Source organism: Pseudoalteromonas sp. Z9A4, from assembly GCF_011378845.1.
Taxonomy (GTDB): Bacteria; Pseudomonadota; Gammaproteobacteria; order Enterobacterales; family Alteromonadaceae; genus Pseudoalteromonas; species Pseudoalteromonas arctica.
Map to the genome: position 1 here is coordinate 35,491 of NZ_WTLA01000010.1, position 13,866 is coordinate 49,356.

10 protein-coding genes are annotated in these 13,866 nt (G+C 41.2%); 8 read left to right on the forward strand and 2 right to left on the reverse strand.

Annotated features, from left to right (window positions below; all coding sequences use genetic code 11):
• The first annotated feature begins 2 nt into the window (after positions 1 to 2).
• The 8 genes from GQR54_RS09490 to GQR54_RS09525 all read left to right on the forward strand — a co-directional run bounded on the left by GQR54_RS09490 (position 3) and on the right by GQR54_RS09525 (position 11,816).
• On the forward strand, positions 3 to 821 hold the full coding sequence (locus GQR54_RS09490) for a DUF547 domain-containing protein (protein ID WP_166377416.1): 819 nt from the start codon (positions 3 to 5) through the stop codon (positions 819 to 821).
• The gene (locus tag GQR54_RS09495; protein ID WP_166377417.1) at positions 808 to 2,142 is read left to right on the forward strand and encodes an ABC transporter substrate-binding protein; all 1,335 of its coding nucleotides are present in this window, start codon (positions 808 to 810) and stop codon (positions 2,140 to 2,142) included. The genes GQR54_RS09490 and GQR54_RS09495 overlap by 14 nt, the downstream gene beginning before the upstream one ends.
• Positions 2,139 to 3,893: an ABC transporter permease subunit gene (locus GQR54_RS09500; protein ID WP_166377418.1), complete on the forward strand. Its 1,755-nt coding sequence runs from the start codon at positions 2,139 to 2,141 to the stop codon at positions 3,891 to 3,893. Before GQR54_RS09495 ends, GQR54_RS09500 begins: the two co-directional genes overlap by 4 nt.
• A gap of 55 nt (positions 3,894 to 3,948) precedes the next feature.
• On the forward strand, positions 3,949 to 4,587 hold the full coding sequence (locus GQR54_RS09505; RefSeq protein ID WP_002960109.1) for an ATP-binding cassette domain-containing protein: 639 nt from the start codon (positions 3,949 to 3,951) through the stop codon (positions 4,585 to 4,587).
• A 32-nt stretch (positions 4,588 to 4,619) separates the two neighbouring features.
• A complete protein-coding gene (locus GQR54_RS09510) occupies positions 4,620 to 5,300 on the forward strand; it encodes a CDP-alcohol phosphatidyltransferase family protein (RefSeq protein WP_166377419.1) in 681 nt (226 codons plus the stop codon).
• Entirely contained in the window at positions 5,293 to 6,084 is a 792-nt protein-coding gene (locus tag GQR54_RS09515; protein ID WP_166377420.1) for a sterol desaturase family protein, read from the forward strand. Before GQR54_RS09510 ends, GQR54_RS09515 begins: the two co-directional genes overlap by 8 nt.
• A gap of 429 nt (positions 6,085 to 6,513) precedes the next feature.
• Entirely contained in the window at positions 6,514 to 8,640 is a 2,127-nt protein-coding gene (locus tag GQR54_RS09520; protein ID WP_166377421.1) for a glycoside hydrolase family 16 protein, read from the forward strand.
• Positions 8,641 to 8,882: 242 nt separating this feature from the next.
• Positions 8,883 to 11,816: a TonB-dependent receptor gene (locus GQR54_RS09525; protein WP_166377422.1), complete on the forward strand. Its 2,934-nt coding sequence runs from the start codon at positions 8,883 to 8,885 to the stop codon at positions 11,814 to 11,816.
• 51 nt (positions 11,817 to 11,867) lie between these two features.
• Here the strand turns inward: GQR54_RS09525 and GQR54_RS09530 are convergent, their stop codons facing one another.
• Positions 11,868 to 13,340, reverse strand: coding sequence for a S41 family peptidase (locus GQR54_RS09530; RefSeq protein ID WP_166377423.1), 1,473 nt, complete (start codon positions 13,338 to 13,340; stop codon positions 11,868 to 11,870).
• Positions 13,341 to 13,369: 29 nt separating this feature from the next.
• On the reverse strand, positions 13,370 to 13,837 hold the full coding sequence (locus tag GQR54_RS09535; protein WP_166377424.1) for a GNAT family N-acetyltransferase: 468 nt from the start codon (positions 13,835 to 13,837) through the stop codon (positions 13,370 to 13,372).
• Between the last annotated feature and the right edge of the window lie 29 nt (positions 13,838 to 13,866).

A 13,866-nucleotide genomic window follows, 5' to 3' on the forward strand; every position in this document is an offset into this window, starting at 1 on the left:
TTATGTTTAAAACACCTCTAAAAGCATTGCTACTTGGTTCGGCTTTAGTTGTAACATCGTTTGCAACATCATTTTCGGCCCAAGCCCAAAACATGCACGATAGCTGGAATGCATTGTTAAATAAGCATGTTGTCGCTATTAACCATAATCACAGTACTGAGGTTGATTACGCTGCCATAAAACATGAGCATGCACAGCTAAAAACGTATTTAGATTCGTTAACGGCTGTAACGCAAAGCGAATTTGACGCATGGGAAAAGCCTAAGCAACTCGCTTTTTTGATCAATGCTTATAATGCGTGGACTGTTGAACTTATATTGACTAAGTACCCTGATATTAAGTCAATTAAAGACTTAGGGAGCTTTTTTAGCTCACCATGGAGTAAAGAGTTTGTGCCATTACTTGGCAAAACTCGCAGCCTTGATGATATAGAACATGGTTTAATACGTGGCAGCGGTAAATACAACGACCCACGCATTCACTTTGCAGTAAATTGCGCGAGTATTGGTTGCCCAGCGCTTCGAGAAGAAGCGTATACAGCCACTGATTTAGAAAGCCAATTGCAAGAGCAAACAGTGCGCTTTTTATCAGATATGACACGTAATATGGCTCAAGAAAATACGCTAAGCGTGTCTTCAATATTTAAATGGTACGGCGATGACTTTGAAAAAGGTTTTAGAGGTACAAACACGCTACAGCAGTTTTTCTTGCAATACAGCGATGCTCTTAAACTGATACCCGCTCAGCAAAAAGTACTTAAAAATGATGACATGAAAGTTAAATTTTTAGACTATAACTGGGATTTAAATGTTCGCCATTAAGTTTTGGCAAACACAGGCGCGATACAGCTTTTGCTGTGTCGCGTTTTGCGTTTGTACAATCGCAAATTTAGCTGTTTTTTCGAGCACTGCGTTTGCTAATACCGTTATTAACTCAAATAGTAAAAGTAATTTAGTAATAAACACACAACAGGGATCTCGCTGGCAACAAGTTCAAACACTTGGTAGCAATCAAGATGTATACTTTTATGCATGGGGTGGCGACGCGCAAATAAATGCTTATATTCAATGGGCAGCGCAGCAAGTTAAAACTAAGTACAACATTAACTTAGTGCATGTAAAATTAAGTGACACCAGCGAAGCAGTAAGTCGTGTACTTGCCGAAAAATCAGCAAACAATAACAACCAAGGCAGCGTAGATTTAATGTGGATCAACGGGGCTAACTTTGCCACCATGAGTGAGCACTCTCTGCTTTTAAAGCAATGGGCGAGTAAACTTCCCTACTTTGCATTAACCGATCCGGCTAATAACCCTGCTGTAACCTTTGATTTTGGTTTACCTACCAATGGGATGGAGGCTCCATGGGGGCAAGCGTCACTTACGTTTTATTACGACAGCATTGCAATAAATGGTAATGCAAACAATAAATTGCCGACGACATTAAACGAATTATTAAACTGGAGCGCACAAAACCCTGGTCGCTTTAGTTACCCAAAGCCGCCTGACTTTTTAGGTATGAGCTTTTTAAAATACGCCTTAGTTGTACTGCATCAGCAAAGCAGCGAAAATATTAAAGCGCAGCTAAACCAACCAGCTACAACTAAGAATACGGCGCAAGTGTTAAACCCACTGTGGGACTTTTTAGATAAACTACACCCAACGCTTTGGCGTGGTGGCACTCATTTTATGCAAAGTGGTGCTCAAATGCGCCGCCTTGTGGACGATACAGAGTTGAGTTTAGCCTTTACTTTTTCAGCACCTGAAGTACCAGCTGCTGTAAAACGCTATGATTTACCAAACAGCATTCGCAGTTACGCAATGAGTGATGGCAGTTTAAGTAATACCCATTTTGTGGCAATCCCTTACAATGCAAGCCACCAGCAAAGTGCGCAATTAGTGGCTAATTTTTTACTCAGCCCTGAAGCGCAAGCTCAAAAGCAAAAAGCGCATATATGGGGCGATAAAAGCGTACTTATTCAATCAACGTTAACGCCTGATCAGCAAGCCTTATTTAAAACAGCTAAACCGCATCCAAGTGCACTGCCTTTAAACAGTATTAAACGCACATTGAGCGAACCTCATCCAAGCTGGGTAAACGCCATTATGCAAGGTTGGCAAACGCGCTACGGGGTCAGTCAATGAATGTTATTTCAAATAAAGTGGTAACAAACCTTGAACCTAAAACGCATAAAAGCACCGATATGTTTACGCGCATTGTAAAATTTAGCCCGCGATTTTTACTCGCTTTACTTATACTACCCGTACTTGGTGGCTTAATTAGCGTATTGCTGCCTGCCTTTGGTTATGCGCCCGTACTTGAGCAAACAACGTTTAGCTTGCAAGGTTTTAATGCCCTTTGGCAAACACCTGGCCTTACTCAAATGGTTACCTTAAGCGTTGCAACGGGCTTAATAAGTACTCTGCTTGCATTTATCATTACCTTAATGATTTTAGCTGCGTTTTTTAATAGCCCGTGGCTTAACCGAATTCAGCGTTTATTGAGCCCTATATTAGTGATACCTCATGCTGCAGCCGCTATTGCGGTGGGGTTTTTAATTGCCCCTTCAGGTATGATTTCACGCTTAGCGTCGCCTTGGTTAAGCGGCTGGGAACTTGCGCCAAACGGTATGTTTCCGCATGATTCGTTCGGTATTAGTATTATTTTAGGCTTAACACTCAAAGAGCTTCCCTTTTTATTATTAATGGCACTGGGCGTACTTGCTCAACCTGAGCTTGGCAAAAAATTACGCCAACAACATAAGGTTGCGCTTAACTTGGGTTATTGCCCAATGACCGCCTTTTTTAAAGTAATACTGCCAAGTCTTTATCCGCTACTGCGTTTGCCGCTTTTAGCAGTGCTTGCCTATGCAAGCGCAAGTGTAGAAATGCCTCTTATATTAGGCCCAAATACACCACCCACGTTGGCAGTTGCAATAATGCATTGGTTTAACGATGTTGATTTAAACCTGCGTATTAAAGCCTCAGCAGGTGCTTTATTACAACTGGCTGTTACAGGCGGTTTGTTAGCCCTTTGGCTTGGCGCAGAAAAGGCCGTAAAAGTGCTATTTAGCGACTCTCTCACTAATGGAGTGCGCGAATACGGCGGATTTTATTGGCAAAAAATAACGGTCGTACTCACCACATTAGTAATTAGCTTTATACTGTTGTCACTTATTGGTTTAGTTACGTGGTCGGTTGCAGGTTTTTGGCGCTTTCCAGATGCAATGCCTGAGCAATTTACACTACTGCATTTTAAAAGTGCGCTAATGCAAATGGGCAGTCCGCTTTTTAATACGCTAGCAATCGGTTTAGTAACCACACTATTTGCCATTATTCTTACTTTATTGTGTTTAGAATCAGAGCAGTTGAGTGACAAACCTATTTCTCGTTTTACCAGTTTAATTATTTACTTACCGTTATTAGTACCCAGTATTGCCTTTTTGTTTGGGCTAGTATGGATACAACAATTGGTAAATAACCAAGCCGCATTTTTTAATGTGGTACTTACGCATTTACTGTTTGTGTTGCCTTATGTGTTTTTGTCACTTGCGAGCAGTTATAGGCGCTTAGATCCTCGTTTTGCTCATGTTGCAGCAAGCCTAGGCGCAGCGCCATGCAAGGTGTTTTTTAAAGTAAAACTACCTCAGTTGTTTGCCCCTATTTTAATTGCAGCCGCACTGGGCTTAGCAATTAGTTTTGGACAATACCTCCCCACGCTTTTAGCTGGCGGCGGGCGCATAGCCACAATAACAACCGAAGCCGTTACGCTTGCCAATGGCGCAAGCAGACGCACCAGTGCCGTGTACGCTATTATGCAAATGGCGTTGCCACTTATTGGATTTATACTGGCATGGGGTTTACCTAAATATTTTTTCAAAAGTGCACGTGTTTAAACGTGCACATATTTAAAGCACCCATGTTTAACACTATCAGGGTTAAGGTTTTTTAATGCAGTCATCGTTACAGATTAAAAATTGTCAGCTTTATCGCCAAAATGAGCTGTTACTTAGCTTAAACGAGCAAGTTAATGGCGGTGAAATTCTGACTATTATGGGCCCATCAGGCAGTGGTAAATCAAGCTTATTAAATTGGCTTACGGGTACTTTACCAAGTAGCTTTAAGGCCAATGGTGAGGTGTGGCTTAATGGTCAAAATATCGATAACACCCCTCCACACTTGCGCCATATTGGAGTGCTTTATCAAGACGCTTTATTGTTTTCGCATTTAACTGTTGCTGGTAACATTGCCTTTGCAATGCCCAAAGGCAATAAAAAACAACGTCTTGAAAAAATAGAACACGCGCTTGAACAAGTAGGTCTTAAAGATATGGGTAATCGTCACCCCGATAACTTATCGGGTGGGCAACAAGCCCGTGTTGCATTATTACGTATGCTGCTGAGCGAACCTAAAGCCATTTTACTCGACGAACCCTTTAGCAAACTCGACACCCAACTGCGTGTTGATACACGCGAACTCGTGTTTAGCCAAATACGCGATCATAAGCTACCAGCAATTATGGTTACTCATGACCATAGCGACGCCGACGCTGCAAATGGCAAACTCATTACTTTAAATAGCGCACTTTAATTCGTGGCTTTAATACGCATAAGGCAACAAACATGCTAGACAAATTTATCACCCCTATAATTAAGCCACTTTTAACACCTGTGGTTATGCTTATACATAAACGCGGCATAACTGCCGATCAGCTAACCGTTGTAGGCTTTTTAGTTGGCTTATTAGCCGTGCCATTACTGGCGTTTGAAATGTGGTACGGCGCATTAGTTGCCATTGCTTTAAATCGAATTTTAGATGGGCTTGATGGCGCATTAGCACGCTATGCAAATCAAAGTTCAAGCGCGGGTGGCTTTTTAGATATCACACTCGACTTTTTATTTTATGCGGCTATTCCGCTTGGCTTTATTTTGGCAAACCCTGAGCAAAACGCGATAGCGGGATCGTTATTACTTGCCACTTTTATTGGTACGGGCTCAAGCTTTTTAGCTTTTGCGATTGCCGCCGAAAAATTTAAACTCGAAAAACCGCAATTTAAATACAAAAGCTTTTACTACTTAAACGGCTTAACCGAAGGCACTGAAACAATAGCGCTATTTATTGCATTTTGTATTTGGCCGCAGCACTTTGCGGTTATGGCGAGCATTTTCGCTATTGCGTGCGGCATAACTATTTTTACCCGTATACATGGCGGTTATCACACGCTTAAGCAACAAGAAGCCGATGCTAACAAAGCAGCTGAAAACGTGCCTAGCAGTGCAAATTCTGAGGTAATAAATGACTAATGAAGTATGGTGGCGACTCGGCTGCTTTTTTAGCATTTTAATTATAATGATGCTGCTTGAATGGCAAAAGCCTGCTCGCCAAGCGCCTATTAAAAGCAGTACACGTTGGTTTGCTAATTTTGGATTAGTGTTTGCTTCATCAGTTATTGCGCGCTTAGTGGTCCCTATTGGGTTAACCGCCGTGGCACTTTACAATCAAGAGCACGGCATTGGCTTATTTAATCAAATAGCCCTACCAAGCAGTTTAATTATTATATTGAGCATACTTTTACTCGATATATTAATTTATTGGCAGCATAGATTATTTCATCAAGTGCCTATTTTATGGCGCTTGCACCGTGTACACCACGCCGATGCACATGTTGATACAAGTACGGGCTTGCGCTTTCACCCTATCGAAATTGTACTGAGCATACTTATAAAACTCATTGCAGTAACAGCTCTTGGCGTACCTGCCATTGCGGTACTTATTTTTGAAATAGCACTTAATGGTTTAGCACTATTTAATCATGCAAATATACGCCTACCTAATGCTATTGAAAAACCACTGCGTTTAATATTAATGACGCAAATATTGCATCGAATTCACCATAGCCAAGTGGTTAGTGAAACTAACTCAAACTATGGTTTTAGTGTAATTTGGTGGGATAAATTATTTGGTAGCTACAAAGGTAAAGCTAAAAAAACCGACGCAGATATAAATATTGGCTTAAAAGAATACCCAAGCCAAAAGCAAAATGCCTCGCTTTGGGGATTACTTTCAATGCCTTTTAAAAACAAGTAAAAACAAGTAAAAACAAGCATATTTTATCTCATACAATACCAATCCACTTAAAATTACTTTTATGTAGATTGGTATAAACAAAATACTCTTTAAATACTATAAATATACCTGTCACTAACCTTTTAATTGTTAAGTCCTTTCCTACTTTTTGACGTAAAAAATATTCCGTTCTTGCTCCCATCAAAAAACACAAACAACGTAACCATTTGTATAAAATGCAATTTATGTACAGTCTCAAATTGGTAAACTGGTCTTACCGTAAACTAATTGTAAATAAAATAAACAAATATGTTGACCATTTGCGTACTCCACAATATCATTTGTAAGCGCTTACAAAACACAATCTAAAATGTAAGCGCTTACAGCATGAAAAACAAAGCTCAAAAAACAATTAATCTGACAATAATCTGTTGAAACCGGGGTTCAGTTATGAACATTGAAACAACGCACATTACACGTTTACTTGCCGCTATCTCTTTAGTTACGTTAGCTGGCTGTGGTGGTGACTCTGCCACTAAATCAAATTTTGAAAATGTAGATGCCTCTGAACCAGTATCAGATTGGCAAATGGTTTGGAGCGACGAGTTTGAAGGCTCAGCCATTGATACAAACAAATGGAACTATGAATTAAACTGCGATGGCGGTGGTAACAACGAGAAACAGTGTTACACCGACAGCGAGCAAAATGCATTTATTGCAGACGGTGTGTTAAACATTGTTGCCCTCCCCGCGACAGAAGGTGCAGAAAAACCGTATACCTCAGCGCGCTTAAATACGCGTTACAACGCCGACTTTACATATGGTCGCTTTGAAGTGCGCGCCAAACTTCCAGCAGGACAAGGTAGCTGGCCAGCATTTTGGATGCTGCCAACTGATGAAGTTTACGGCACTTGGCCTCGTTCTGGTGAAATAGATGTTTTAGAATCAGTAAACCTTAAAACACCAGATGAAGACGGCGGTATAGAGTCAAGCATCCACGGCACCCTTCATTACGGACGTGCATGGCCAGATAATAGCTACACAGGACAAGAATATAAATTCCCTGAAAATACTAATCCGGCAGATGATTTCCACACGTATGCTGTTGAATGGCAAGAAGGTGAAATTCGCTGGTACGTAGATGGTTACCTTTATGCAACCCAGCGTCAATCTGAGGTTTTATACAATTCCAAAAATGAGCCTGCGGGCTTAAAACATCGTGGTTGGTTTGCAGAATACTTCGAGCAAGGTTCTGGCGAACTTACAACGCATTGGGATAGCGCACCATTTGATAAAGATTTTCACTTATTGCTAAACCTAGCAGTAGGCGGCGACTGGCCTGAAAACGTTAATGATTTAGGTGTAGACGCTAGCGCATTTGAAAACGGCCAAACCTTTGCTATTGATTACGTACGTGTTTATCAATGTGCATCAAACCCTGATACAGGTAAAGGTTGTGAAACTATTCGCCCAGGTTACGATAGCTTAAACGATGCCTTACTTGAGGGTGATGCACCAGTACCTATAGCTGGAGGAGTTACTCCATTAACCATATTTGGTGATTCTTTTAATATTAATTGGCCCGCATGGGATTGTTGCGGAGGTTCAACTCCTGCAGTAGTTGTTGATGAACAGCAAGGTAATACAGTTGAATTTAGTGTTGGTGAAAACCCAACTGTAAACGGTTTTATTTCAAGAGCGGCAAACATTACTGATGAAGCTGGTGTAGCCTCCCCTTTTGATGCTACGCCCCTGTTAGCACAAGGGTATTTTCAATTTAAAATGAAAGTAACTAGCGCACCTGCTGATGCAAACTCTACATGGGTTGTTAAGCTTGAAAGCGCAGGAGATGCCCCTACTGCAGCCGAATTGCCTATTACCCAAAGCGTTGAAGGTATTGCGCCTGTTGTAGGTCAATGGCAAACATACACATTTAAATTAACCGATCTTGTTGCAGCAAACTTAGATATTAGTGCTATTGATGTAGTTATGATTTTCCCTGCATGGGGCACTGGTAATGGTGCTGTTTATAGAGTTGATGATGTAAAAATAACTCAAGATTTCCCAGAACTTGATGTGTTCTCTGATACCCAAAATCTTGATTGGCCAATGTGGGACTGCTGTAGCGGCTCTACACCCGTGGAAGTAATGGATGATGAAGAGCATGGTATAACAGCAGAATTTACAATAAATGATACGCCTACCGTAATGGGCTTTAATAGCCGCACATCTGTTGGTGGAAGTGGCGAGACATTTGATGCAAGCGCTATCATAACGGTTGGTCAAATTACGTTTGATATGAAAGTTACGAGTATGCCAAGCACACCCGATGCTCCATGGTTTTTCAAAGTTGAGTCAAACGAAGGTGACTCTTATGTAGAGCTTGCACTTACTGAAAGTGTTGAAGGCATTGCCCCTGTTTTAAACGAATGGCAAACATATACTTATACACTTTCTGACTTATCGGCTGCCGGTTTAGATGTAAGTGCGATAGATGTATTGATGATTTTTCCTAATTGGGGCCAAGGTGCTGGCGCAGTATACCGTGTTGATAATGTGACAATTTCAAACCCATAATTAAGATTTCACTGACAAAATTCTAGGTGTTTATACCAATTGCATTAAACAAGAGACCTATTATAGCGCTAAGAAAATAGCACAATAACAAGGCGAAAATTGTGACATATAGCTGTTCTATATGAATCATTTTTAACGCAGTTAGTGAGTTATTTAATGCGATAAAATGATCATGTTTTTAATAAAATTGGTATTACACAGCACCTTCACTCTTGAACAACATTTTATAAAGCAGAGCTATTATGAACACATTCAATTTTAAAAAGAGCCAACTTGCGGCTTCTGTGTCTCTCATCATTGCTGCGAGCACATTAAACACAGCTATTGCGGCAGAAGCTGAAACAAGCGTTTCATCTGATGTAGAAGTTATTGAAGTAAAAGGTATTCGTGGTTCACTTATTCGTTCTATGGATATGAAACGCGACTCTTCTGGCATTGTAGATGCCATTTCATCTGAAGAAATGGGTAAATTCCCAGATACCAACTTAGCAGAATCATTACAACGTATTACCGGTGTATCGGTAAGTCGTGCAAACGGTGAAGGTAGCCAAATTACAGTACGTGGTTTTGGCCCAGAGTTTAACTTAATTACCTTAAACGGTCGCCAAATGCCGGGCACTGGTTATACACGTTCGTATAACCTTGAAAACATCGCCTCTGAAGGTGTGAGTGCGCTTGAAGTATTTAAAACAGCTCGTGCCGACGTGCCAAGCGGTGGCTTAGGTGCAACGGTTAATATTTCTACTGCGCGCCCTTTTCAAAAGCCGGGTCAAAATTTTTCAGCAACCGTTAAAGCAAATCACGACTCGTCAAACGAAGCTGGCGATAATGTAACGCCAGAATTTTCTACTGTTTATAGCAATACCTTTGTAGATGACACTTTTGGTTTTGGTTTTTCGTTTTCGCACCAAGAGCGTGACTTTCAAAAACAAAGTGCCAATATTCAAGGCTGGCAAGCAAACGTAGACCTACCTGATTTAGATAGCAGCAACGTGGTTGATAACCGCACAGACTCTGCAGGTAACTACTACTTCCCTAAAGACATGAACTACTCTATTGAAGACGTAGAACGTGAACGCACAAACGGACAAGTTACTTTTCAGTTTGCACCGGTAGATGGCTTTGTAGCCACGCTGGATTATACAGCAAGTAAAGCAGTTACAGGTTCACAGAGTATCGGTTGGGGTATTTGGAACGACTTTGGTAGCAATATTAACGGCTACGAGCTTGATGAAAATGGTACAGCTGTTTATGCTGATATTAGCGGTAACGATGCATCATTCACAGCTAATAAAGGTACTACAGAAGTAAAAGCACGCTCTATTGGTTTAAATCTAGATTGGGAAATTAACGACACGTGGCACGTAGAGCTTGATTACCACGACTCTAAAAACGAAACTGATAACGGCGCCGACAACGGGCTGGGAAGTACCGGCCAAGTGATTTTAGGTTCTGATCAGCTAGCTAATAAAATTTATGATTACCGCACGGGCGAAGTACCCAGTGCACAAGTTAATTGGTTAAATGGCACAAGCGAACTAACACCGGGTGAAATTGATTCAAACTTTAGTCAGTTTACTCACTCGCCAGGTGAATCAAACATTGAACAGTTACAACTACATACTACGTGGTATAACGAAAGCTTTGATATTGGTTTAGTTAAAGTTAAATTTGGCGCATCACGTACTGAGCAAAACACCGGTGGTTACACTGCGTGGAGTGGTTTAGTCGGTGGCCCTGGCTTTAACCCATCGTTCACAGAAATATTCCCAGATAGCATGTTTACCCGCAATGACACATCAGGCCTTTTAGATCAGTTTGATGGCGGTGGTAGCGATTTACAACCTGATTACTACTATACCTACGATTTTGACGAAGCTGTTGCCCGCCAAATTGCTTATTTGACAGCTGATGTAACAGGCTCAGATGCATACGCAGCCAATGCCTATATGGATGGTATTGACAGTGAAAGCTACGTAGAAGAAATCACTAATAGCTTTTATGTTCAATCAAGCTGGGAATTTGACGTAAGTAACTACTACGTAAAAGTAAATGCAGGCCTACGTTATGAGCAAACAGACGTAACCAGTACTGTGCGCCAACGCGTTGAAGACCAAGTTAATTGGATCAGTGCTTCAGAGTGGATCATGCAATACGCTGCTGGCGGCGATGATAACTTCTTAGAGCAACAAGGTGATTACGATGTGTTACTGCCTTCAATCGACGTAAGTGTTGATTTAACTGAAGACGTAGTAGCCCGCGTATCTTGGGGTAAAACAATGTCGCGTGCACCACTAGGTAATTTAGCTGGTGGCCGTAGTTTAACAGGCAGCCCAAAACCAGGCTCTCGTACAGGTAGCCAAGGTAATACAAGCTTACTGCCTTTTGAATCAACAAACCTTGATTTATCACTTGAGTATTACTACGCAGAAGGCAGCTACGCGTCTGTTGGTTACTTTAAAAAAGACGTTGATAACTTTATTCAAACCACCATTACGCAAACTACTATTGATGGCTTATACGACATTTTAAACGGCCCTCGTTACTCACAAGCCGTAAGCGATATTGAATCACGTGGCGAGCAAGCAACAACCGATGCTATTTTTGCACAAATGATTGCCAGCGGTTACGGCAATGCAAATGGCGTTATTGAACCAAACAGCGACGATCCGCTAGTTACATGGAATATTAGCCAGCCACAAAACACCGACAGTAAATCGGTAGATGGTTTTGAAGTTGCTGTACAACATCTAATTGGTGAAACCGGTTTTGGTGTTGGTGTTAACGCAACGTTTGTAGATGGCGACGTTGAATTTGATAGCGAAAGCCTAGATCAACAAGCACCGCTTACAGGCTTAAGTGACTCAGCTAACTTCCAAGGTTTTTACGAAAAAGACGGCCTATCGGTTAAGATTACTTATGCATGGCGCGACTCATACCTAATTGGTGTTGGCCAAGCACAAGGCTCAGCTGATGCACCGCCGCAATATGCTAAAGCCTACGGCCAATGGGATATGAGCGTTAACTACGATGTAAACGAAAACGTAACGGTATTTTTTGATGGCATAAACTTAAATAACGCCACCGAAGAAGGTTACGGACGTTACGAAGAGCAGTTCTTATTTGCTAATCAATACGGTCCTCGTTACTCAATTGGTGCTCGTTACACGTTCTAAACTATTTCCTAGTTAGAAGGTTAAGCCGCTTGTTATAACAAGCGGCTTTTTTTATAGCGTTTTTATTTGCTCAAGCAACACATTAGTTGTCCAATCAATGCCGTTATACGCAACATCCGGCTTGTAGTAAGCCCCTGCCCCTCGCGCTCTGTTTACGTATACTTTGTTAGGTACAATCACTTTGCCTAAGCCTGAAGGTAAATCAGCTAAACGTACCTCCATATACATAGAATCAGCGCTACTTGGTGCACCAAATAACGTTGTATTTTCAAAAAACTTAAACTTATCAAGTGCATCTAAACAAGCACTCGCGCATTGTGGCGGCACTATAACAAACACCTTGGTTTTAAAGTCACTCACTAAAGGCTTTTGTGGTATGTTATTTAGCGTATTAGTTTCTTGCTCTACATAAAATGGATCACCACTTTTAAGTGATAAAGCCATACCCGCTGCTACAGTTTTTACGATTTTCAGTAGTTCAGGCTGATCCTTTACGACCTCTAATAAAGACTCTACATAATCAGTATTATCTTTTGAAGCTCTCCACCACACTTGCTCGTTTTGAGTAGTACCAGCTGTTTTTTGTTCTACTACTTTTTTGCCCCATAATTCTTTGGCTATTTGTGAGCTCCAATAAGATGAACCACCTTGGTTATGGCGCAAATCTAATACCACGGCTTTTGCAGTAAGTAGCTTGCTACGCTGCTGTTGTATTTTTTCAAATACTTTATTGTAGGCAGCAGTTTGTTTATCGGTTGATGAAAAGCTAGGCATAGCAATCCAACCAATGTTTTTTTCAGGCCAGGTTAAATCAATGGGGAGTTCATCACCGTTATAAGCATTTTCTAAATGCTTGCTTGCTGACTTAGGCCTCACAGACCAATTTAATACGTGTGTATAGGTATCGCCGTTGGCTTTAACAAATTCGCATTCTTTTAGGGGAGTTAAAAATGGATTGCCCTCGTCAATTAGTAACCGCCAACCTTGCTGCCACCAATGCCCAGGTTGTGCAACTTCACCATGAAACTTAAATATTCTCTCACGCATTAAGGTATCAGTGCTTTGCCCATCACATTGGCTTACAACGTCGCCTTTGCTAATATTGCTGGCTTCGCTGTAATACACTTTTAACGCATCACCTCGCCATACAGCACTAAAGTCTGGCCAGCGGCGCGCGGGTCTATCTACGCTTGAAAACGCACCAGCATGGCCATCTTGTAACACAGTGCTAAAGCGTGCAATTGCCGCAACATGCGCCTGCGGCCCGCTTGCTTGAGCCGACAATGTAAGTGCCTCCGCTTTTGCTTGATTTAATAAATCAGGGAAAGTTGGGTTATTACTATCAAACATACCAGGGTGATTTTGTGCGGTAATACTATAAGCCGCGTTAATATCGCGCTCTGTTATGCTGCGCCACTGCTCAGGTGTAGTAGGTAGAATGGGCTCTTGTGCAGCATTTATAACTGGTGATAGTAGTAAAACGGAGAGCAATACATAATTGGTAATTTTTGTTTTTATAGTCATAAAAATCCGTTTTTAGTGTTGTTATGTGGCTATGCATTCAACCTTTTTGACATAACCATTACGTCGATATTACGAAAATTAACGCATTCATCTGGTTTCCAGCCCAGCTTTGCATATAAACCACCCGATAGGTCTTCTGTTTGTAAATGCAGGGTTTCTACTCTTAATGTAATCGCAATCTCTTGAATTCTTTTAATAAGGCTCGCTGCAACATTATTACCTCGATATTTAGGTTCAACATATATACCCGCCAACCAATGCTCTTTATTTGGATAAATAGACATTTGATTAAGCTTTATTTGTGCAGCACCTAAAAGTTCTTCGCCATCTATCGCTAAAATGACCAATGGAAACTTAGTTTTATTAAGGCAAGACTGGAGTCTTGAAACAAATATATTATCTAAGGGGTTTTCGAGAAGGTGCCCCCATTCGTCAAAATACCATTCAGCTACTTTAGGTATTTGATCTTCATGATCAGCTAGATAAACAATTTCCATTTTATCTCCAGTACAGTGAAAGCCATATA

Excerpts from the sequence above, each read along its gene's own strand:
- GQR54_RS09490 (WP_166377416.1), top strand. The coding sequence starts at position 3 with ATGTTTAAAACACCTCTAAAAGCATTGCTACTTGGTTCGGCTTTAGTT.
- GQR54_RS09495 (WP_166377417.1), top strand. The coding sequence starts at position 808 with ATGTTCGCCATTAAGTTTTGGCAAACACAGGCGCGATACAGCTTTTGC.
- GQR54_RS09500 (WP_166377418.1), top strand. The coding sequence starts at position 2,139 with ATGAATGTTATTTCAAATAAAGTGGTAACAAACCTTGAACCTAAAACG.
- GQR54_RS09505 (WP_002960109.1), top strand. The coding sequence starts at position 3,949 with ATGCAGTCATCGTTACAGATTAAAAATTGTCAGCTTTATCGCCAAAAT.
- GQR54_RS09510 (WP_166377419.1), top strand. The coding sequence starts at position 4,620 with ATGCTAGACAAATTTATCACCCCTATAATTAAGCCACTTTTAACACCT.
- GQR54_RS09515 (WP_166377420.1), top strand. The coding sequence starts at position 5,293 with ATGACTAATGAAGTATGGTGGCGACTCGGCTGCTTTTTTAGCATTTTA.
- GQR54_RS09520 (WP_166377421.1), top strand. The coding sequence starts at position 6,514 with ATGAACATTGAAACAACGCACATTACACGTTTACTTGCCGCTATCTCT.
- GQR54_RS09525 (WP_166377422.1), top strand. The coding sequence starts at position 8,883 with ATGAACACATTCAATTTTAAAAAGAGCCAACTTGCGGCTTCTGTGTCT.
- GQR54_RS09530 (WP_166377423.1), bottom strand. The coding sequence starts at position 13,340 with ATGACTATAAAAACAAAAATTACCAATTATGTATTGCTCTCCGTTTTA.
- GQR54_RS09535 (WP_166377424.1), bottom strand. The coding sequence starts at position 13,837 with ATGGAAATTGTTTATCTAGCTGATCATGAAGATCAAATACCTAAAGTA.